General features: G+C 58.0%; 16 protein-coding genes. 10 read left to right on the top strand and 6 right to left on the bottom strand.

From position 1 onward, the window contains the following. Positions 1-534: 534 nt before the first annotated feature. The 3 genes from DBY66_RS17565 to acs form a co-directional block, all read right to left on the bottom strand. Complete coding sequence (locus tag DBY66_RS17565; RefSeq protein WP_094111308.1) at positions 535-2,187, bottom strand: cation acetate symporter; 1,653 nt, start codon at positions 2,185-2,187, stop codon at positions 535-537. Further along, a complete protein-coding gene (locus DBY66_RS17560; RefSeq protein ID WP_094111309.1) occupies positions 2,184-2,513 on the bottom strand; it encodes a DUF485 domain-containing protein in 330 nt (109 codons plus the stop codon). The genes DBY66_RS17565 and DBY66_RS17560 overlap by 4 nt, the downstream gene beginning before the upstream one ends. A gap of 173 nt (positions 2,514-2,686) precedes the next feature. Next, positions 2,687-4,642 (bottom strand): acetate--CoA ligase, encoded by a 1,956-nt coding sequence (acs, locus tag DBY66_RS17555; protein ID WP_108570130.1) that lies wholly within the window; start codon positions 4,640-4,642, stop codon positions 2,687-2,689. 579 nt (positions 4,643-5,221) lie between these two features. On the opposite strand from acs, the gene gltP reads away from it, so the two are divergent. The 4 genes from gltP (at position 5,222) to DBY66_RS17535 (ending at position 10,809) form a co-directional block, all read left to right on the top strand. Next, positions 5,222-6,523 carry a glutamate/aspartate:proton symporter GltP gene (gene gltP / locus DBY66_RS17550; RefSeq protein WP_071668440.1) on the top strand — a complete coding sequence of 434 codons (1,302 nt, stop codon included), beginning with the start codon at positions 5,222-5,224 and terminating at the stop codon, positions 6,521-6,523. A 149-nt stretch (positions 6,524-6,672) separates the two neighbouring features. Further along, on the top strand, positions 6,673-7,584 hold the full coding sequence (murQ, locus tag DBY66_RS17545) for an N-acetylmuramic acid 6-phosphate etherase (protein WP_108570131.1): 912 nt from the start codon (positions 6,673-6,675) through the stop codon (positions 7,582-7,584). After that, entirely contained in the window at positions 7,584-9,017 is a 1,434-nt protein-coding gene (murP, locus tag DBY66_RS17540; RefSeq protein ID WP_108570132.1) for a PTS N-acetylmuramic acid transporter subunit IIBC, read from the top strand. Before murQ ends, murP begins: the two co-directional genes overlap by 1 nt. Positions 9,018-9,264: 247 nt before the next feature. Then, on the top strand, positions 9,265-10,809 hold the full coding sequence (locus DBY66_RS17535) for a PAS domain-containing methyl-accepting chemotaxis protein (RefSeq protein WP_094111311.1): 1,545 nt from the start codon (positions 9,265-9,267) through the stop codon (positions 10,807-10,809). Positions 10,810-10,812: 3 nt separating this feature from the next. Here DBY66_RS17535 and DBY66_RS17530 read toward each other — a convergent pair whose 3' ends face one another. Next, positions 10,813-11,769, bottom strand: coding sequence for an AraC family transcriptional regulator (locus DBY66_RS17530; protein WP_108570133.1), 957 nt, complete (start codon positions 11,767-11,769; stop codon positions 10,813-10,815). 105 nt (positions 11,770-11,874) lie between these two features. Here DBY66_RS17530 and DBY66_RS17525 point away from each other — a divergent pair, with 105 nt between their 5' ends. Both DBY66_RS17525 and DBY66_RS17520 read left to right on the top strand, forming a co-directional pair. Beyond that, positions 11,875-13,062: an MFS transporter gene (locus DBY66_RS17525; protein WP_094111313.1), complete on the top strand. Its 1,188-nt coding sequence runs from the start codon at positions 11,875-11,877 to the stop codon at positions 13,060-13,062. Between the two features lie 131 nt (positions 13,063-13,193). Then, on the top strand, positions 13,194-14,834 hold the full coding sequence (locus DBY66_RS17520; RefSeq protein ID WP_094111314.1) for a dihydroxyacetone kinase subunit DhaK: 1,641 nt from the start codon (positions 13,194-13,196) through the stop codon (positions 14,832-14,834). Between the two features lie 75 nt (positions 14,835-14,909). Here DBY66_RS17520 and sbmA read toward each other — a convergent pair whose 3' ends face one another. After that, a complete protein-coding gene (sbmA, locus tag DBY66_RS17515; protein WP_039382072.1) occupies positions 14,910-16,160 on the bottom strand; it encodes a peptide antibiotic transporter SbmA in 1,251 nt (416 codons plus the stop codon). A 296-nt stretch (positions 16,161-16,456) separates the two neighbouring features. On the opposite strand from sbmA, the gene DBY66_RS17510 reads away from it, so the two are divergent. From DBY66_RS17510 to yjdN, 4 genes are all read left to right on the top strand, one after another. Next, the gene (locus tag DBY66_RS17510) at positions 16,457-17,185 is read left to right on the top strand and encodes a gluconate 2-dehydrogenase subunit 3 family protein (RefSeq protein WP_094111316.1); all 729 of its coding nucleotides are present in this window, start codon (positions 16,457-16,459) and stop codon (positions 17,183-17,185) included. Positions 17,186-17,187: 2 nt separating this feature from the next. Next, on the top strand, positions 17,188-18,972 hold the full coding sequence (locus DBY66_RS17505; protein ID WP_071668433.1) for a GMC family oxidoreductase: 1,785 nt from the start codon (positions 17,188-17,190) through the stop codon (positions 18,970-18,972). Positions 18,973-18,983: 11 nt separating this feature from the next. Next, positions 18,984-20,300 carry a cytochrome c gene (locus DBY66_RS17500; protein ID WP_039382082.1) on the top strand — a complete coding sequence of 439 codons (1,317 nt, stop codon included), beginning with the start codon at positions 18,984-18,986 and terminating at the stop codon, positions 20,298-20,300. A 162-nt stretch (positions 20,301-20,462) separates the two neighbouring features. After that, entirely contained in the window at positions 20,463-20,900 is a 438-nt protein-coding gene (gene yjdN / locus DBY66_RS17495; RefSeq protein WP_039382083.1) for a VOC family metalloprotein YjdN, read from the top strand. Between the two features lie 54 nt (positions 20,901-20,954). Here yjdN and DBY66_RS17490 read toward each other — a convergent pair whose 3' ends face one another. Then, positions 20,955-21,818, bottom strand: coding sequence for a nucleoside-specific channel-forming protein Tsx (locus tag DBY66_RS17490; RefSeq protein WP_039382084.1), 864 nt, complete (start codon positions 21,816-21,818; stop codon positions 20,955-20,957). Positions 21,819-22,351: the final 533 nt, after the last annotated feature.

The following is a 22,351-nucleotide window of genomic DNA, read 5'->3' as shown; positions in this document are numbered from 1 at the left end:
CTGGCCAATTCCCGCACGTGACTGAATGACGCGATTTATGGCGGTTGATGCGGTGCGTGCAATAAACCAGAGGCGCATGCCCCCTACGGGGGATAATGTAGGGGCGTCATTAATTAATGACGCCTTGGTCGATTCCCGCACCGGATCCGATGACATCATTCATGACGCCCTGGCCGATTCCCGCCCGTGATTGAATAACGCGATTTATGGCGGTTGATACCGTGCGTGCGATAACCCAGGGGCGCATAAATGCGCCCCCTACATCATCCCCGTAGGGGCGCCATTAATGGCGTCCTGGTCGATGTCCGCCCGTGATTGAATAGCGCGATTTATGGCGGTCGATGCGGTGCGCGTAATAAACCAGGGGCGCATAAATGCGCCCCCCACATCACCCTCGTAGGGGCGCCATTCATGACGCCCGCGTCAATTCCCGCACCGGATCCGATGACGCCATTCATGACGCCCGCGTCAATTCCCGCACCGGATCCGATGACGCCATTTATGGCGACCGTGTCGAACCCGGTGCGGCTGCGATCAGTGCGATTTCCCCTGTGAAATACCGATACCGGTTTGCGAACGAATAAACTGTCCGCGGAACCGTGCACGCTCCTGTGCACCCTGAGCGGAGTGATCGGTGATGGAAAAGAACCAGGTGCAGACAAAAGCGACCAGCATGGAGAACAGCGCCGGGTACTCGTAAGGATAGACCGGGGTAGCGTGACCCAGCACCTGAACCCAGACGGTAGGGCCCAGAATCATCAGCACCACCGCCGTCAGCAGTCCCAGCCAGCCGCCCACCATCGCGCCGCGTGTGGTGAGCTTCGACCAGTACATGGAGAGCAAAATAATCGGGAAATTGCAGCTGGCTGCAATAGAGAAGGCCAGACCGACCATAAAGGCGATGTTCTGCTTCTCAAACAGGATCCCCAGCGCAATGGCAACCACACCCAGCACCAGCACGGTAATTTTAGAGACGCGCAGCTCTTCACGCTCCGTTGCCTGACCTTTGCGGATCACGCTGGCGTAGAGATCGTGCGACACTGCCGACGCGCCCGCCAGCGTCAGCCCGGCGACAACGGCCAGAATCGTGGCGAAAGCTACCGCCGAGATAAAGCCGAGGAACAGGCTGCCGCCTACCGCATTCGATAGATGCACCGCTGCCATATTGGTGCCGCCAATCAGGGCGCCGCTGGCGTCTTTAAACAGCGGGTTTGCACCCACCAGCAGAATCGCACCAAAGCCGATAATAAAGGTCAGGAAATAGAAGTAACCCATAAAGCCGGTTGCCCAGAACACGCTTTTACGCGCCTCGCGCGCATCCGCCACGGTAAAGAAGCGCATCAGAATGTGTGGCAGTCCCGCTGTACCAAACATCAGCCCCAGCCCCAGCGACAGGGCGGAGATAGGATCTTTCACCAGTCCGCCGGGCTGCATAATCGCCGCGCCTTTAGGATGGACCGCCATCGCCTCCGTAAACAGCGTGTTAAAGCTGAAACCGGTAGCTTTCATTACCATAATCGCCATGAAGCTGGCACCAAACAGCAGCAGCACCGCTTTGATGATCTGCACCCAGGTGGTCGCGAGCATGCCGCCGAACAGAACATAGAGCACCATCAGAATGCCAACCAGTACCACGGCGATATGATAATCAAGGCCGAACAGCAGCTGGATAAGCTTGCCGGCCCCCACCATCTGCGCAATCAGATAGAGCGCAACCACCACCAGCGAACCGCAGGCAGAGAGGGTGCGGATCGGCTTCTGCTGCAGCCGGTAGGAGGCCACATCGGCAAAGGTATAGCGTCCGAGATTGCGCAGCCGCTCAGCGATCAGAAACAGGATCATCGGCCAGCCGACCAGAAAGCCGAGCGAATAGATCAGCCCGTCATAGCCCGAGGTATAGACCAGCGCCGAAATACCGAGAAATGAGGCGGCGGACATAAAATCGCCCGCCATCGCCAGGCCATTCTGGAAGCCGGTAATATTGCCGCCTGCGGTGTAGTAGTCGCTGCGTGAGCGGGTGCGCTTTGATGCCCACCAGGTAATACCCAGCGTGAACGCGACAAACACCACAAACATGATTATCGCTTCATAGTTGGTCGCCTGCTGCTGGACGTCGCCGGTCAGCGCATCGGCCGCCAGTACGCCCGCTGGCGCCAGCGCCAGCAGAATCGGGAGCGCGCGCTTCATGATTTTACCTCGCTGACGATCTGTTTAGTCAGGCGATCAAACTCGCCATTGGCGCGCCAGACATAGACGCCGGTAAGCAGAAAAGAGACCACAATCAGGCCCACGCCAATCGGAATACCGCGCGTCACATTGGTACCGGCATGCAGCGGCGTGCCGAGCCAGCCGGGCGCAAACGCGATCAGCAGGATAAACCCGACATACAGGACCAGCATAATAATGCTCAGCAGCAGCGCAAAAGACTGGCGCTTATGGACCAGCTCCTGAAAACGGGGGTTATTTTCTATTTGTTGCCAGACGGCTTCCTGTTGATTCAGGGTGTCATTCATCACAGTTTCTCCAGAGGCAAAGCAGACGGAAATCTCACATTAATGTGATTTAACGGATTGAATATTCTGGTTATCAGGGTTGTGCGATGGTGAACAGCATACGGCGTAAGGTGAACTAACGGAGAGAAGCCTGCCGGGGACAGGCTGATGCTCTCCGCTGATAAGGGCAACGATTACGGCATGGCGATCGACTGCTTCTCCTCCAGTAATTTCTCTACTACACCTGGATCGGCCAGCGTAGAGGTATCGCCAAAGTTGCTGGTATCGCCCGCTGCAATTTTGCGCAGAATACGCCGCATAATTTTACCGGAGCGGGTTTTCGGCAGCGAGTCGGTCCAGTGCAGCACGTCCGGCGTGGCGATAGGGCCGATCTCTTTGCGTACCCAGTTGCGCACTTCCGTATACAGCTCCGCTGACGGCTCTTCGCCCTGATTCAGGGTGATATAGGCGTAAATGGCCTGCCCTTTAATGCTGTGCGGAATACCGACCACGGCCGCTTCAGCAATTTTCGGATGTGAAACCAGCGCGGACTCAATCTCTGCCGTGCCCAGACGATGTCCGGAAACGTTCAGGACATCATCCACGCGTCCGGTGATCCAGTAGTAGCCATCTTCATCGCGCCGCGCGCCGTCACCGCTGAAGTAGCGATGCTTAAACGTGGAGAAGTAGGTCTGTTCAAAGCGTTCATGATCGCCAAACAGCGTGCGCGCCTGACCAGGCCAGGAGTCATTAATAACCAGGTTACCCTCGGTTGCGCCCTCAAGCTGATTGCCTTCGTTGTCCACCAGCGCCGGCTGTACGCCAAAGAAGGGTTTGGTGGCCGAGCCCGCTTTCAGCTCGGTTGCGCCCGGCAGCGGCGTGATCATAAAGCCGCCGGTTTCAGTCTGCCACCAGGTATCGACGATGGGACAGCGGCTGTCGCCAATCTTTTTGTAATACCACTCCCAGGCTTCCGGATTGATCGGTTCACCCACGGAGCCCATGATGCGCAGGCTGCTGCGCCGGGTGCCTTCAATCGCCCGATCGCCTTCCGCCATCAGCGCGCGAATCGCGGTGGGCGCCGTGTAGAGCAGGGTAACGTTATGCTTGTCGACGACTTCTGCCATCCGGCTCGGCTTCGGCCAGTTGGGCACCCCTTCAAACATCAGCGTGGTTGCGCCACAGGCCAGCGGCCCGTAGAGCAGATAGCTGTGACCGGTGATCCAGCCGACGTCTGCGGTGCACCAGTAAACGTCGTCGTCATGGTAATCAAAGACATATTTAAAGGTGCTGGCCGCATAGACCAGATAGCCGCCGGTGGTATGCAATACGCCTTTTGGCTTGCCGGTTGAACCGGAGGTGTACAGAATAAACAGCGGGTGTTCCGCTTCAACCGCCACTGCTTCGTGCTCTGCGCTGGCCTGGCTGACCAGATCGTGCCACCAGAGATCGCGTCCCTCATGCCACTCCGTGGTTTTTCCGGTGCGCTTAAATACGATTACCTGCTTCACGCTGGTCACCAGCGGATTTGCCAGCGCGTCATCAACATTCTTTTTCAGCGGAATGGCACGTCCGGCGCGGATACCCTCATCCGCCGTGATCACCAGCTTCGCGTTGCTGTCGACCACGCGTCCCGCCACGGCTTCCGGCGAAAAGCCGCCAAAAATCACTGAATGCACGGCACCAATACGCGCGCAGGCCAGCATGGCGACAGCGGCCTCCGGCACCATCGGCATATAAATGGCCACCACGTCGCCTTTTTTAATCTCAAGCTGCGTTAATACATTTGCCATGCGGCAGACGTCAGCGTGCAGCTCCCGGAAAGTCAGCGTTTTACTTTCACTGGCGTCATCCCCTTCCCAGATAATGGCCGGGCGATCGCCCCGCGTCGCCAGATGGCGATCCAGGCAGTTAGCCGCAAGATTCAGCGTGCCATCTTCATACCAGCGAATAGAGATATTGCCCGGCGCAAACGAGGTATTTTTCACCGTGCTGTAAGGCGTGATCCAGTCGAGAATCTTTCCCTGCTCACCCCAGAAGGCGTCAGCATCGTCCACGGACTGCTGATAGCGCGCCGCATACTCGTCGGCATTAATCAGGGCGTTCGCTGCGATGGCAGCGGGTACAGGATGCTTGTGAATTTGGCTCATGGCTGACCTCCTTGAAGATGTTAATCATATGTCAATCAAAGGTTAATTGAAGAGGGGGCAGGGGCTTTGTTTCGGTTTTGCAGTCTGGATCACGGCCTGCCGGCATGCGCTAAAGCGCGCAAAAACGGCGCTTTTTGCGGCAAAAAAGCAGCGTGCTGAAAGCGGCTGTCAGCAGGCAACAGAGGGTTTTGTGATTAAATGTTAAGCAAACGCGCCGGGCGATAAAATCGTCAGATCTGAATAGCTATGCGGAAAATTATCGAATTAACGCTTTTCATAACAGCGGGTTATAGCCACAGGATAACAGCAGCATTTTATGCTACTGAGCTGCGCACGATTTAAGCTATCGCGCCGGGGGTTGCATTTACCGTAGTGAAAATGGTACTTATCTGGCCGCTGTTCAGCAGGTATCAACTCAGGCTGTATCCTTGCGCTGGCGCAAACCGCCGGCAGAACAAAGCGGAATACAGCCCATTATAACCCTCTATTTTATCGGGCTTTTGCTCACTTCCCTGTGTGTACCATCTCCTGCACCTTCGCAGCAGAGCAAAGGGGTTTTAACTGAGGAAATAACGCGTTATGAAAGGTTTTAAACTCACCCTCGCCTGGCAGATCCTGATTGCCCTGATCCTCGGCATTATCGCAGGAACCGTGCTGCATAATCAGCCAGACGATCGTGAATGGTTAATCACCAATATTCTTACTCCTGCCGGTGATATCTTCATTCATCTGATCAAGATGATTGTGGTGCCGATTGTTATTTCCTCGCTGATTGTTGGCATTGCCGGCGTCGGGGACGCGAAAAAACTCGGGCGTATCGGGGTGAAAACCATTATCTATTTTGAAGTGATCACCACCATTGCCATTGTGGTCGGCATCACGCTGGCTAACGTATTCCAACCCGGCAGCGGCATTGATATGTCAACGCTGGCAACGGTGGACATCTCTAAATATGAAGCTACCACCGAAGCGGTTCAGGGCGCTCCTCATGGCCTGGTCAGTACCATCCTGTCACTGATCCCGCAGAACATCTTCGCCTCGCTGGTCAAAGGCGATATGTTGCCGATTATTTTCTTCTCAGTGCTGTTTGGCCTGGGTCTGTCGGCGCTGCCGTCGGAACATCGCGATCCGCTGGTCGGCCTGTTCCGCTCGGTATCAGAAACCATGTTCAAAGTGACTCATATGATCATGCGGTATGCGCCGGTGGGCGTATTTGCACTGATTGCGGTGACCATTGCGAACTTCGGTTTTGCATCGCTCTACCCGCTGGCGAAACTGGTACTGCTGGTTTATGCCGCCATCCTGTTTTTCGCCTTTGTCGTGCTCGGTGCGGTCGCGCGCTTCTGCAAGCTGCGTATTACGACCCTGATGCGTATTCTGAAGGATGAGCTGATTCTGGCTTACTCTACCTCCAGTTCAGAGACGGTGCTGCCGCGCATTATGCAGAAGATGGAGGCGTATGGTGCGCCGAAAGCGATCACCAGCTTTGTGGTGCCTACCGGCTACTCCTTCAACCTGGATGGCTCTACGCTCTATCAGAGTATTGCCGCCATCTTTATTGCCCAGCTTTACGGCATTGACCTGTCGCTGACCGATGAGATCATCCTGGTGCTGACGCTGATGGTAACCTCAAAAGGGATTGCCGGTGTTCCGGGCGTCTCCTTCGTGGTGCTGCTGGCGACGCTGGGCAGTGTGGGGATCCCGCTTGAAGGGCTGGCGTTTATCGCAGGCGTTGACCGCATCATGGATATGGCGCGTACGGCGCTGAACGTGGTGGGAAATGCGCTCGCTGTGCTGGTCATTGCACGCTGGGAAAATCAGTTTGATGCTAAGCAGGCCGCCGCCTACGAGCTGCAGCTGCGTATGCAAAGCGCCACCTGATCCGCTACTAAGCAGAACAAAACCCGCCGCTGGCGGGTTTTTTTATGCCTGCAGTAAAAATAAAAAAATTCTGCGCCGCTGCACATGAATTAACAATTCTTTGTGATATAAATTTTTCAGAATAAATTATTCATTTGCAGGAGCGTATTATGACCCTTGATCTCAACAAGATGATCACCGAGAGCCGCAATCCGGCCAGCCAGAATATTGACGAGCTCAGCACGGAAGCGATGCTGCGCGTCATTAATGACGAAGATAAAAAAGTGGCGCTGGCGGTAGAGGCGATTGTGCCGCAGATCGCACAGGTCACAGAGGCGATTGCGCACGCCTTTAGCCAGGGCGGGCGACTGATTTACTGCGGCGCCGGCACGTCCGGCCGGCTCGGTATCCTGGATGCCAGTGAGTGCCCGCCTACTTTTGGTACGCCGCGCGGTCAGGTGGTGGGGCTGATTGCCGGCGGGCATACGGCGATCCTGCAGGCGGTTGAGAACGCGGAAGATAACGCCGGACAGGGCGCACAGGATCTGGCGGATATCGGTTTCAGCCCCCGGGACGTGCTGGTCGGAATTGCGGCCAGCGGCCGCACCCCCTATGTGCTGGGCGCGCTCGCTTACGCACGTGAACAGGGCGCGTTTACCGCCGCGCTGACCTGCAATCCCGACAGCGCGATGGCGCAGGCGGCTGATGTCGCGCTGACGCCGGTTGTGGGGCCGGAGATCGTCACCGGATCGTCGCGCATGAAGGCGGGCACGGCACAGAAGCTGGTGCTGAATATGCTGAGCACTGGCGCGATGATCCGCAGCGGCAAGGTGTATGGCAACCTGATGGTGGACGTGGAAGCTACCAATCAGAAACTGGTTCAGCGCCAGATAAACATCGTTAAGCAGGCCACCGAATGCGACGACGTCACGGCTCAGCAGGCGCTGACGGCGTGCGGCGGCCACTGCAAAACCGCTATCGTCATGGTGCTGGCGGGCCTGACGGCGGAAGAGGCGCGCGCGCTGCTGGATCAGAACCGCGGGTTTATCCGCGCCGCATTACGTGACTCAGGAGTACGCTGATGGCCGCAATCACTGAAACGCTGCTGCGCGATATTCTGCGGGCCGTGGGCGGGCCGGGTAACGTAGCGATGTGCGGCAACTGCATGACCCGCCTGCGCCTGACGCTGGTGAATGCTGCGCTGGCGGATAGCCCGCAGCTGAAACAGCTGCCGGGCGTACTGGGCGTGATTGTCAGCGACGCCCAGCTGCAGATTGTTCTGGGGCCGGGCAAGGCGCAAACCGCGGCGGAAAAGATGCAGCTATTGCTCAATGACGGCACGCCGGCGCAGGATCTGCAGGCGGTCGCCCAGGCGCAAAAGCAGCAGTTAAAAGCGAAACAGAGCAGTGCGCTGCACCGATTCCTCGCCTGCTTTGCCACCATCTTTACGCCGCTTATTCCGGGATTTATCGGAGCTGGCCTGCTGCTCGGTTTTGCCACCCTGACCGAGCAACTGTTTCACCTTAATCAGCCGGGTGAGCACGCCCCGTGGCTGCTGGCGACCGTGGCCTACATGAAAGTGTTTGGCAAAGGACTGTTTACCTTTCTCAGCATTCTGATTGGCTATAACGCGCAGAAAGCGTTTGGCGGCACCGGCGTCAACGGCGCGATTATCGCCTCGCTGTTTGTGCTTGGCTACAGCCCGGAAGCCACCGTCGGGTACTACAGCGGGATGGAGAACTTTTTCGGGCTGACGATCGATCCGCGCGGCAACATTATCGGCGTGCTGCTGGCCGCGATATTTGGTGCCTGGACAGAGAAGCAGCTGCGTAAAATCATTCCCGATAACCTGGATATGATCCTCACCTCGCTGCTGACGCTGCTTATTACCGGCGCCGTGACGTTTCTGCTCATTATGCCGGTGGGGGGGGAGCTGTTTAAAGGAATGTCGTGGCTGTTTATTCACCTCAATAACAATCCGTTTGGCTGTGCCATTCTGGCCGGGCTGTTTTTAATTGCGGTGATGTTTGGTATCCATCAGGGCTTTATTCCGGTCTATTTCGCGCTGATGGAGACGCAGGGCTTTAATTCGCTGTTTCCCATACTGGCTATGGCGGGAGCGGGGCAGGTCGGTGCCTCGCTGGCGCTGTGGTGCAAAGCCGGAAAAGCGTCGCTGCTGCGCAGCCAGATCAAAGGAGCTATTGTGCCGGGGCTGCTGGGCGTGGGGGAACCGCTGATTTACGGGGTCACGCTACCGCGCCTCAAGCCTTTTATCACCGCCTGCTGCGGGGGTGCACTGGGCGGCTTCTTTATCGGTCTGGTGGCCTGGCTCGGCCTGCCGGTGGGGATGAATACGGTGTTTGGCCCCTCCGGCCTGGTGACGCTGCCGCTGATGACGTCAGCACAGGGCATTTTTGCCGGCATGGCGGTCTATCTTGCCGGTCTGCTGGTCGCCTGGACGGGCGGGTTTCTCTTCACCTGGTGGTGGGGCATGAAAAATATCGATTTGGGTTAACGCCCGCTGCGGGCGCTGCTGCGCCCGTAAATATTTACCGTTTCCTCCATTCTGGCTAAATAATGGTGTGAGCCGCAACGCATAATCCTGTTTTCATCTTCCAGTTTTTACCCTTCAATACAGTCATTTATAAAAATTGCTCTTTTTTAGCAGCAAGAAATAAATCATCAGCGCTTAAGTCGTTCCGCTAATCAGCCGATAGATCCGGAATAATGTTTATCAGCCTGAATTGACCAGGGATCTCTGTATGCGCAATAACCAGCCCGTGACACAGCGTGAATTCGTTTTCAATGACGATGCGACGCTGATGTCGACTACCGATCTCAGCAGCCATATTACCTACGCCAACGACGCTTTTATTGAGGTCAGCGGCTTCACGCCGGAAGAGGTAAACGGTCAGCCCCACAACATGGTGCGCCATCCGGATATGCCGCCCGAAGCCTTTGCCGATATGTGGCATACCCTGAAGCAGGGGCAGCCCTGGAGCGCACTGGTGAAAAACCGGCGTAAGAATGGCGATCACTACTGGGTGCGGGCCAATGCGGTGCCGGTGGTACGCGAAGGATGCGTGCGCGGCTATATGTCGGTGCGGACCAAACCTTCAGCAGCGGAAGTGCAGCAGGCTGAAACCCTGTACCGCGATTTTCGCGAAGGGCGCAGCAAAGGACGCTGCTTCTATAAAGGATTGATTATCGGCAGCGGCTGGCGCCGCGCCACCTCACTGCTGAAAACGCTGCCGCTGCGCTGGCGCATTCGTTCAGCGCTGGCGCTGCTGCTGCCGCTGATAGCGGGCAGCGCCTGGGGGGCAGGCCTGACGGCGCTGGCACTCGGCGGCTTCAGCGTTGCGACGGCACTCTGCCTGCTGCTGGCGAGCCTCTGGCTGGAGCAGCAAATTTCACGCCCCATCGAGCGGATGTGCCAGCAGGCGCTGAGCGTGGCGACCGGCAACAGCCATAAAGTCGATCAGCCCGACCGCGTGGATGAAATCGGCATGACGCTGCGCGCCATCGGCCAGCTGGGGCTGATGTTCCGCTGGCTGGTGGATGACGTCAGCGGCCAGGCGATCAACGTCCTCAGTGCCAGTGATGCGATGGCGCGCAGTAACAGTGAGCTCTCCCGCCGGACTGAACAGGCAGCCGCTAACGTGCAGCAGACGGCCGCCACCATGAATGAGATGACGGCCACCGTGAAGAGCAACACGGAAACCGCCAGCGAGGTCAATGCGCTGTCGGGCACCACCAGCCACGCTGCTATCAAAGGTGGCGAGGTGATGCAGGAGATGGCAGGCATGATGGGCGATATTGCCGACAGCGCGAAACGCATCGCCAGCATCACCAGCGTGATCGACAGCATCGCCTTTCAGACCAATATCCTCGCGCTCAATGCGGCGGTAGAGGCGGCGCGGGCCGGTGAGCAGGGTAAAGGGTTTGCCGTAGTCGCGGGTGAAGTGCGCAATCTCGCGCAGCGCAGCGCAAAAGCCGCCAGCGAAATCAAAACGCTGGTAGAGACCAGCGCCAGCCGCGTAGCGTCAGGCAACGACTATGCGGCAGCCGCCGGCCGCACCATGCAGGATATTGTCAGCCAGGTGCAGAACGTGACGACGCTGATTGCGCAGATCAGCGCAGCCACCGCCGAGCAGGCCACGGCGCTGAGCGAGGTCAGCACGGCGGTAGAAGATCTGGATGATATCACCCATCAAAACGCCGCGCGCGTGGCTGAAGGCGCAGAAGCCTCAACCCGCATGGCGCATCAGGCGAACCGCCTGGTTGAGGCGATTAGCGTCTTTCGCTAACGCTTATGCCACTTCCCGCCCGGCGCGCAGCGCGCCGGGTGACGTGCCCGTAATCCGTTTAAAGGCGCGGCTGAACGCAGCCAGCGATCCGTAGCCAAGCTCAAACGCAACGCTCTCTACCGCCTCGCCCTGATCAACGATACGCTCTTTCGCCAGCCGCATACGCAGTTCGGTAAGATAGCGCAGCGGCGTCATGCCGGTGGCGTTCTGAAAGCGGGCAGCAAACACCGAGCGCGAGCTGCCGGACGCACGCGCCAGCCGCTCCACCGTCCAGTTTTCTCCCGGCGCACGGTGCATCGCCGCCATCGCCAGGCTCAGGCGCGGATCGCGCAGCGCCTGGACCAGACCGCTGCCGGCGCCGCAGCCGTTCTCTACCCAGCCGCGCACGATCTGCGCGGCCACCACATCCGCCAGCCGCGACAGAATACCGGCGAAGCCCGCTTTGCGCTGGCGGGTTTCCCGCTCCATCGCATCCAGAATCGGCTGGATTTCCGGATACTGTCTCAGCAGGGTGCTGACCAGCATGACATCCGGCATGGTGTGTACCAGCGGCTGCATACCGCCCAGTTCAAACGCCATGCAGGCGCTGAACAGGATCACATCGCTATCCGCCGGACAGAGATCGGCATCTGCCGCATCGTTGATCGCGCAGACGCTGGGGCAGATGGGCTTACTGTTAAACGTGGTGATCGGTTCACAGTGCGCCGTCTCATCTGAGATCAGCGCATGCGCTTTTCCGTGCGGGATCAGTAACGCATCGCCCGCCTGCAGGGGATAGATCGTACCGGAAGCGGCGCGCAGCAGCAGCGTACCGCGCCCGACAAAATGCAGCTGCGCCCGGCCAGGCGCGTCGTCATACTGCAGGCCAAAAGGCGCATGCAGCGCAATACGCTGATATTTTACGCCGTACAGGCGCATGCCCATCAGCAGCTCGCTGGTTAAATCTTTATAACGGCTCATCGCAATCCAGACGAATTATCAACTAATAAACTTTCTGTATCATAGATCGTCTTACCGCAGCGCTCTATCCTTAGCGAAACTATTTTTTTGTGATGGGGATCGCAAATGAGTCTGGAAACTGAACTGACAGCTGCCCGTGCGGTGGCAGAAAAACCCGCGTGGGGCGCGGTATTTGCCATGGCATTTGGCGTGTTTGGCCTGATCACCGCTGAGTTCCTGCCGGTTAGCCTGCTGACGCCGATAGCCGCGTCGCTGCAGGTCAGCGAAGGTCAGGCGGGGCAGACGGTGACGGTAACCGCGCTGGTTGCGCTGCTCACCAGTCTGGTGATCGGCACGCTTACGCGGCGGTTTGATCGTCGTCTGGTGATGCTGGCATTTACCCTGCTGCTTATCGCCTCGGCGCTGCTGGTGGCGCTGGCGGACAGTCTGCCGATGATCCTGCTGGCACGTGTGCTGCTGGGTATGGCGATTGGCGGCTTCTGGACGCTGTCAACCGCCATTACCATGCGACTGGTGCCGGCGGAGCAGGTGCCGCGCGCGCTATCAATTGTCTTTAGCGGCATCTCGCTGGCGACAATTATTGCGGCACCGCTCGGCAGCTATCTCGGCGATGTGATTGGCTGGCGCAACATTTTTCTGATGACGGGGCTGCTGGGCGTGCTGGCGCTGCTGTGGCAGTTCTTCACGCTGCCGGCAATGCCGCCGGAAAACCGGACGCAAAGCGGCGGCGTGCTTGATCTGCTGCGCCAGGGCGTCATGCGCTGGGGCATGCTGGCGGTGATCCTGATGTTTACCGGACATTTTGCTTTCTTTACCTACCTGCGACCTTATCTGGAGGGCAGCGCGCAGCTTAACGTTAATCAGCTGTCGCTCGCGCTGCTGGCGTTTGGAATAGCTAACTTCTTTGGCACCTCGCTGGCGGGCGTGCTGGTTACGCGCAGCGTCTCGCTGACGCTGACCGGCATGGCGCTGCTGATGAGCGTGACGGCGGTGGTACTCTCCGCAATGGCGCAGCTGCCGTGGCTGGTGGGAGCCGGCGTGGCGCTATGGGGACTGGCATTTGGCTCCATGCCCACCGGCTGGTCAGCATGGATTTCGCGTGCCGTGCCTGATGATGCAGAGTCGGGCGGCGGACTGCTGGTGGCGACCATTCAGCTGGCGATCACGGCGGGCGCGGCGGCCGGCGGCTGGATGTTTGACCTGCAGGGCGCGGGCGGCGTCTTTATGGCAAGCGGCGTCATGATGCTGCTGGCGGCGGTAACCATCTATACGCGCGTCAGGCAGCATGGCTAAGGTGCAGCGGCAGGGCTTTTTCTGATTCAGGGGCGGCGTGTGCCGCCCTTTGCATTTCCGCGCGTTGCTTTGACGGTTTTCTGCACAGATGCGCTACCTTTAGTGACAACTACACCAGGGGGAAAAAAGCGATGAGCCAGTTTTTTATGCATGAAAAGAACGATCTGATTAACGAAGCCATCGAAGGTATTTTACTCAGCACGCCGTGGCGTAACCTGCGTCGTCTCGATTTGGGCGATGATATCCGCGTTGTGGTGCGTTCAGACTGGGATAAAAGCCGGGTGGCGCTGATCTCAGGTGGCGGATCGGGCCATGAGCCGGCGCACGCCGGGTTCGTCGGCAAAGGGATGCTGACTGCGGCCGTCTGCGGTGATATTTTCGCATCGCCCAGCGTGGAGGCGGTGCTTAACGCCATTATCAACGTGACCGGTGACGCGGGCTGTCTGCTGATCGTTAAAAACTATACCGGCGATCGCCTTAATTTTGGTCTGGCGGCTGAGAAAGCCAAAAACCTGGGCTATCACGTAGAACTGGTCATGGTCGAGGATGATATTGCGCTGCCTGAAAACCCGCAGCCGCGCGGTCTCGCCGGCACCGCACTGGTTCATAAGATTGCGGGCTACGCGGCTGAGCACGGGCATTCACTGCAGGAGGTGAAGGCGCTGGCGCAGCGGGCGATTGAGTCTGTTTTCTCTATTGGTCTGGCGTTTGCGACCTGCCATCTTCCGGGTGAGAAGCGCGAAGCGCGCGTGGCGCCAGGCCACAGTGAACTCGGTATGGGGATCCACGGCGAGCCGGGGGTCATTACGCTGGATACGCAGGACAGCGGAAAAATCACCGCTCTGATGACGGATAAACTGGCGCAGGCGCTGCCGGACGGTAAGCTGGCGCTATTGCTTATCAACAATTTAGGCGGTTTTTCGCAGCTGGAGCTGGCGCTGCTGACGCGTGAAGTCCTGCGCACGCCGCTGGCCGCGCGTATTACCCATCTTATCGGTCCCGCTACGCTGGTCAGCGCGCTGGATATGAAAGGCTTTTCACTCTCCGTGCTGGCGCTGGAAGAGCCGTTCCTGCTGGCGCTGCAGGCACCGGTTCAGGTGCAGGGCTGGGTTGCGCCCTATGAGTTTGCGCCCATCAATCTGCAGACGGCAGAGAAAGTCAGCAGCGCGCTCGACTTCGATCCCTCTGAAAATGATGAGGTGGCGGGCTGGATCACGCGCGTTACGCAGACGCTCATCGATCTGGAGAGTGAACTGAATGCGCTGGACGCAAAGGTCGGCGATGGTGATACCGGCTCCACGTTTGCTGCGGGTGCAAAGCGTATTCAGCGCGCGCTGCAGGAGAAGCAGCTGCCGCTGAACGAGCTGCCGACGCTGATCGCGCTGATTGGCGAGCAGCTGGCAGGGGCGATGGGCGGCTCCAGCGGCGTACTGATGTCGATTCTGTTTACCTCCGCCGGACAGCATCTGGAAGAGGGCAGCTCACTGCCGGAGGCGCTGATGCAGGGGCTGGAGCGCATGAAGCACTATGGCGGCGCGCAGCCGGGCGATCGCACGCTGATTGATGCGCTGCAGCCGGCGCTGGAAAAACTGGTAGCGGGCGAATCGCTGACGGCGGCCGCGCAGGCGGCGGCGCAGGGCGCAGAGGCTACGGCGCAGATGAACAGTGCGAAAGCGGGACGCTCAGCCTATCTCAACCAGCAGAGTCTGGATGGGGTAAAAGATCCCGGTGCGTATGCGGTAGAGAAAGTGTTTCAGGTGATGGCAGGCTGAGTTGCCTGCCAGGGTGACACCGCACCAGGCTGCGCCCGCCTTCCCGGCCATGCAGAAGGCGGGCCCAGGATGCCGTTACTCGCCGGCTGGCTCTTTCGCCGCCTCGCGCAGCATCTCCTGATGCGGGATATCCTGCAGGATCTGCTCAAAGCTGCGCAGACGCTTGTAGATAGACATCAGCTCGACCAGCGTCGACCAGGAGGTGATCAGATACTGGAAGGAGGAGCGTACCTGGTCAAACACGTTGAGGATCTGATTCATCAGGCCCAGCGTCAGCGCACCGGCCACGATCGCCGGAAACAGCAGAAACACGCCAAAGACATTATCTACCTGCAGATAGAGAAAACGCGTGACGTTGAAATAGAGGTAGTGGAAGTAGAGCCGGAAATAGTTGTAGCGCACCCGGCTGAACAGCGCCTGCACCGTGGGCGGTGACGCGCGCGACGGATCGTCTTCGCCATAGACCAGCTCTTTACGGTAGGCCGCTTCCACCCGCTGATTGCGGAACTCCAGTCCCGGCAGCTTAATGCCGACCAGCGCCAGCAGCGCGGTGCCGAACACCGACCAGAGAATAGCGGCGATCACCAGGCCATAGGGTATCGAACCGAGAATCGGTATATCTTTCACATGTTTCGACAGCGCCAGCAGCACCGGCAGGAACGCTACCAGCGTCATGATCGCCTTAATAAAGCTGACGCCCCAGTCCTCCAGCGTGGTGGAGAAACGCATCGTATCTTCCTGCACACGCTGTGCCGCCCCCTCCACATGCCGCAGACGCTGCCAGTTGTGCATGTAGTAGCTGTTCATCGCGGTACGCCAGCGGAAAATCCAGTGGCTGATGAAAAAGACGTTGGCGACCAGAATCGTCACGGCGATAAGCGCTATACCGAGAAAGTCGCTGATTTCGCTATAAAACTGGGTTATCTGTACGGCACCCGCTTTGGTCAGCGCTTTCTGGATCAGATCGTAAAACGGCTCATACCAGGCGTTGACCGCCACGTTGACCTGAACGTTGAACCAGGTGACAAAGATGATGAGCGCCGTGCCCCAGACCGACCAGCGCTGCCACGGATGGCGATCGATTATCATCCACGCCAGGGCAAACAGCGCAACCGCAGACCAGTAGTAGCCGTAAAACCAGAGCTGGCTGGCGTGAATAAACCGGCTGGCATTGGTAGGCAGCGGCTGCTGCATCGCGGCCTGCAGTGCGGGCCAGCGCGCCGGCAGGTCGCTGAAAAAGCCAAACCAGGCAAAAATAACAAGCACGCTCCAAATCGCTGCCGAGCTGAAAAATGCGCCGGGCCGCGGAAAAAAGGATTTAAACATAAGCACTCCGCTGTGGTGTAGACACGTTTATACCGCTATTTCTGTTTATCTGTCTGTAGTGGGTTGTTTCCGGGCATGACAATTCCGTCGCCGGAATGTAAACCAGCGCGGGAAAATGTTAAGTATTTTGTGCGTAATTGTTTCGGAAAACTAAATTCGTTACCGTTTCGGTGTTACAATTGTCATCTTGTTACCGGTAACAAACGTGCTGTATCCCTTAAGTCAAGAATAAAAACCATTACAACGCAACTACTTAACCTTCCATGCCGCATTATATGCGGTACTGAGGCAATGTCATGTCAGAACAAAAAAAGGGTCATTCACGTCGTGATTTCCTGCTGAGGACGATCACCCTCGCACCCGCTATGGCGGTCGGTTCAACCGCCATGGGCGTGCTGGTCGCGCCTGCTGCTGCCAGCGATGCAGCAGCGCCAGCGCAGCCGGCACGCGACTATCAGCCAGGCTGGTTTACCGCCGAAGAGTTTGCCTTCATCACCGCCGCCGTGGCGCGGCTGATCCCCAGCGACGAGCGCGGGCCAGGCGCGCTGGAAGCAGGCGTACCGGAATTTATCGATCGTCAGATGAATACGCCTTACGCCACCGGCAGCAACTGGTATATGCAGGGACCTTTTCACCCGGATATGCCGAAAGAGCTGGGCTACCAGCTGCCGCTGGTGCCGCAGCAGATCTATCGCTTAGGCATTGCCGACGCCAATGCCTGGAGTCAGAAACAGCATGGCAAGGTGTTCGCCAGCCTGAGCGGCGAACAGCAGGATGCGCTGCTGAGCGCCTTCGAAACCGGTAAGGCTGAGTTTGCCCAGCTGCCGGCAAAAACCTTTTTCTCTTACCTGCTGCAGAATACCCGCGAAGGCTTTTTCTGCGACCCGATTCATGGCGGCAACCAGGGCATGGTGGGCTGGAAGCTGATTGGCTTCCCGGGCGCCCGCGCCGACTTTATGGATTGGGTAGAGCGCGGTGAACGTTATCCGTTCCCGTCAGTCGACATTCGCGGAGCGAGGGCGTAAGCGTGGCAAACGAATTAAAACAAGTTGATGCAGTGATTGTGGGATTTGGCTGGGCGGGCGCCATTATGGCGAAAGAGCTGACCGAAGCGGGTCTTAACGTCGTTGCGCTGGAGCGCGGTCCGCATCGCGACACCTATCCGGACGGCTCTTATCCGCAGTCGATTGATGAACTGACCTACAACGTTCGCAAAAAGCTGTTTCAGGACCTCTCTAAAAGCACCGTGACTATCCGTCACGATGCGTCGCAGACCGCGGTACCTTATCGCCAGCTGGCCGCTTTTCTGCCCGGCACCGGCACCGGCGGTGCGGGCCTGCACTGGTCCGGCGTGCATTTCCGCGTCGATCCGGTTGAGCTGAATCTGCGCAGCCACTATGAGCAGCGCTACGGTAAAAGCTTTATTCCGGAAGGCATGACCATTCAGGATTTTGGCGTCAGCTACGATGAGCTGGAACCGTTCTTCGACAAAGCCGAAAAGGTGTTTGGCACCTCCGGCAGCGCCTGGTCAATCAAGGGCAAAGTGGTCAATAACGCGCACGGCGGCAACCCGTTTGCGCCGGATCGCTCCAGCGACTTTCCGCTGCCGGCACAGAAGCGTACTTACTCTGCGCAGCTGTTTGCGCAGGCGGCGGAGTCGGTTGGCTATCACCCTTATGATATGCCGTCAGCGAACACCTCCGGACCCTATACTAATACCTATGGTGCACAGATGGGGCCGTGCAACTTCTGCGGCTTCTGCAGCGGCTACGCATGCTACATGTATTCCAAAGCGTCGCCTAACGTCAATATCCTGCCGGCACTGCGTCAGGAGCCGAAGTTTGAGCTGCGCAACAATTCATACGTTCTGCGCGTCAATCTGACCGATGATAAAAAGCGTGCTACCGGCGTAACCTACCTTGATGGTCAGGGACGTGAAGTGGTGCAGCCGGCCGATCTGGTGATCCTCTCCGCCTTCCAGTTCCACAATGTTCATCTGATGCTGCTCTCCGGGATCGGCAAACCTTATAATCCGATCACTAATGAGGGCGTGGTGGGGCGCAACTTCGCCTATCAGAATCTCTCCACGCTGAAAGCGCTGTTTGATAAAAACACCACCACCAACCCGTTTATCGGCGCAGGCGGGGCGGGTGTGGCGGTAGATGATTTTAACGCGGACAACTTTGATCACGGGCCGCACGGTTTTGTTGGCGGGTCTCCTTTCTGGGTTAACCAGGCCGGCACCAAGCCTATCTCCGGCGTGCCGGTGCCAGCTGGTACGCCAGGCTGGGGCAGCCAGTGGAAAGCGGCGGTAGCCGATACCTATACGCACCATGTTTCCATGGATGCGCACGGTGCGCACCAGTCCTATCGCGCTAACTATCTCGATCTCGATCCCAACTATAAAGATGCGTACGGCCAGCCGCTGCTGCGTATGACCTTTGACTGGCAGGATAACGACATCAAAATGGCGCAGTTTATGATTGGCAAGATGCGCAAGATCACCGAGGCGATGAACCCGAAAACCATTATCGGCTCCGCCAAAGCGCCGGGAACCCATTTTGATACGACCTCCTATCAGACCACACATATGAGCGGCGGTGCGATCATGGGTGAAGATCCGCAGACCAGCGCGGTCAACCGCTATCTGCAGAGCTGGGATGTGCCCAACGTCTTTGTGCCGGGGGCGTCAGCTTTCCCGCAGGGGCTGGGCTATAACCCGACCGGTATGGTCGCTGCACTGAGCTACTGGTCAGCGAAAGCGATCCGCGAACAGTATCTGAAAAACCCGGGTCCGCTGGTACAGGCATAAGGAACATGACGATGATGAAATCAGTTTTGGCCCTGATGCTGGGCACCCTGACGTTCAGCGCGCTGGCTGACGATGTGGCCGCCGAATCACTGATCAAACGCGGTGAATATCTGGCGCGCGCCGGGGACTGCGTGGCCTGCCATAGCGCGGCCGGCGGCAAGCCGTTTGCCGGCGGACTGGCAATGGCGACGCCGATTGGCACCATCTACTCCACCAATATCACACCTGATAAAGCGACCGGCATTGGTGACTACAGCTATGACGACTTTCAGAAAGCAGTGCGTCATGGCGTAGCGAAAAATGGCGATACGCTCTATCCGGCGATGCCTTATCCCTCCTACGCGGTTGTCAGCGACGAGGATATGAAAGCGCTTTACGCTTATTTTATGCACGGCGTGGCGCCGGTCAGCCAGGCGAACAAAGAGAGCGACATTCCCTGGCCGCTCTCCATGCGCTGGCCGCTGGCGATCTGGCGCGGCATCTTTGCACCGGACGTGAAAGCGTTCCAGCCCGCCGCACAGGAAGATCCGGCGCTGGCGCGCGGACGCTATCTGGTTGAAGGGCTCGGACACTGCGGAGCGTGCCATACGCCGCGCAGCATTACGATGCAGGAGAAAGCGCTGAACAACGGTGACGGCAGCGACTACCTTGCCGGCAGCAACGCACCGATTGATGGCTGGACCGCCAGCAATCTGCGCGGTGACAACCGTGACGGGCTGGGCCGCTGGAGCGAAGAGGAGCTGAAGCAGTTCCTGCGCTTTGGCCGTAACGATCACACCGCGGCGTTTGGCGGTATGACCGAGGTGGTGGAACACAGCCTGCAGCATCTCAGCGATGAGGATATCAGCGCGATTGCGAAGTATCTGAAGTCGCTGGGCGCCAAAGATCCGCAGCAGGCGGTATTTACCCCGGATGATACGGTAGCGAAAGCGCTGTGGCACGGCGATGACAGCCAGCCGGGCGCGTCAGTCTACGTAGACAGCTGTGCTGCCTGCCATAAAACTGACGGTTCAGGCTATCAGCGCTTCTATCCGGCGCTGCGCGGCAACCCGGTCGTGATGGCTGACGATCCGGCTTCGCTGATCCACATTGTGCTGGTGGGCGGTACGCTCCCAGGCGTGAAAGGCGCGCCGACGGCCATCACCATGCCGGCATTTGGCTGGCGTCTCAGCGACCAGCAGGTTGCGGATGTGGTGAACTTTATTCGCAGCAGCTGGGGCAACGGCGTTACCACCCGCGTAACGGCTGGCGACGTGGCGAAGCAGCGTAAGGATAAAACGGTACAGCCTTATCAGGGCAGCGCGGATATCCACGCATTAGAGAAGTAAGCGCGCCTGCGGAGCGTTAATTATCCGGGCCTTGTGCCCGGATTTTTTATGGGCGAAAAACAGCGACGGATCAGCCAAAGCCAGCGCGGGCGGGGGCTGAACGCGATCGTCTACACTTAGTGGTGAGTGCAAAAGCTCACTAACTGATAAGCGGAGGGAACGATGCAAGTAAGTCCTTATTTGTTTCTGTATGGTCGCTGTGAAGAAGCCATCGAATTTTACCTGCAGGCCACCGGCGGCAAAGTGCTGCAAAAAATGACCTTCGGCGATAATCCGGAGCAGGGAGAGCAGGTGGGCGATAAATCCGCACCGCCGCTGCCACCGGAAAAAATCATGCATGCACATCTGCAGATTGGTCAGGGCGAGCTGATGCTGAGCGACGGCGATACCAGCAAGCCACCGGCGTCTGAGCACGCGGGTTATGCGGTAAGCCTGGCAACCACTGACGAGAAAGAGGGCAAAGAGTGGTTTGATAAACTCTCTGCTGGCGGCAAAATCACGACCGAATGGCAGAAAACATTCTGGTCAGACGGCTTCGGCATGTTTATCGATAAGTTCAACATTCCGTGGCGTATCAACGTCGTGAAATCGCAGGATTAACGCCTCTGTTTTTGCCCCTCCGGCGCTGCATCCGGCGGGGCAAAACTGCCATGCTTAGAAGTTGTAACCTGCCACCAGATAGTAACCCCAGCCGGTTGATTTCACTTCAAACGGACCATTGCCGAAATTCAGCTCCTGACCATCCGCCCACTGACCGCCGTTATGGAAATAACGCGCAACGGCAGAGACGTGCCAGTGGTCGTAGTTCAGTGATAAAATATGACTTGAGGCAACAGAGTTACTGGTGCGCGAGCGGTCAGATTTATCGCGCAGATCGGAGCCCCAGTCAAAGTTGGTGAAGCCGATATAGCTCAGCTTGCCGCCCCACAGGTCGGTAATTGGCACAAAGTATTTTACCTTGAAGCGGTAACCATCCCAACTGTTCTCGTTGGCCGCGCCGTAGTTTTCCCACTGATATTTGGCGTAAACGTTAAGCGAGAGGCCGACATCGCTGTGGGTGTCGATATCGGTACCGAGACCCATATACCAGGTGTTCTGCCGGTTGTCGCTGTTGCGGCCCATATCGTAGATATAGTTGTTGGCAAAGAACCACTCTTTAAACGGACCGAATGCCAGGCTGGTGCCCGCCAGCTTGTCGAGCGACAGGCGCGGCTCAATTTCCATAAACAGCGGCGTGCCGTGATCGAAGATGCCATTGGCGTTGCTGTTGCCCGCACCGAAGAAGTTTGGCAAATCGATGTAGCCGTAAAAATCGAACCACTCCTGTTTGGTAAAGGCTTCATATTCCAGGTAGACGTCGTTATTAAACTGCGGCCCGAAACGGGTATGGGTGCTGCCCACCACGTTTACGCTCTGATGCCACCAGTCAGACAGATATTGCGGGTCGCTCTCTGCCTGCGCTGCGCCCATTCCGCTACCAATCAGTAATGCACCTGCTATCAACGATTTAAATTTCATTATTGTTTGACCACTTGCTGAGGATCGCCGCAGAGATGCCACGATCGAATGAGTACGTTCCCGGGTATTGAGCAGTATGCGGCGATAACGCGTGCTGACTGCCAGCCTTCAGGCCCGCGTAATGTGCCTGTAACAGAGCGTTAGAAAATAGATTTTCATCACATTTGTCAAAAAGTGTTGCAATAGGATTCAGTTATTTTGTGACAATTGTCACATATTCTATCTGCAGCGAACGGAACTCCGCAACCGTTTACGTGGTCGCGAAGAGGTACGATTGGGAGTGGGGCGTGGACGCCGGTTCCGTTTGCTACGGGCACCGGTTCCGGGTTAAGCGCCGGTTCCGTTCGCCACGGAGGCGGTTCCGTTCGCCGTCAGCCGTGGCGGCTGCCTGTGCCCCGGCACGGCGATGCTGCACCGGGGCAGGTTCCGTTCGCTACGGGGCCCGGGGCCGGTTCCGTTCGCCGTCAGCTGCGGCGGCTGCCTTTGCCCCGGCACGGCGACCGGGCAGAGGACGCCTGGCCGCGCCCTCTGCA

The sequence above is a fragment of the Pantoea sp. RIT413 genome (assembly GCF_003057675.2).
GTDB classification, from domain to species: Bacteria; Pseudomonadota; Gammaproteobacteria; order Enterobacterales; family Enterobacteriaceae; genus Pantoea; species Pantoea eucrina.
The sequence above is the reverse complement of the archived record's forward strand: the minus strand, read 5'-3'. Positions and strand labels throughout refer to the sequence as shown.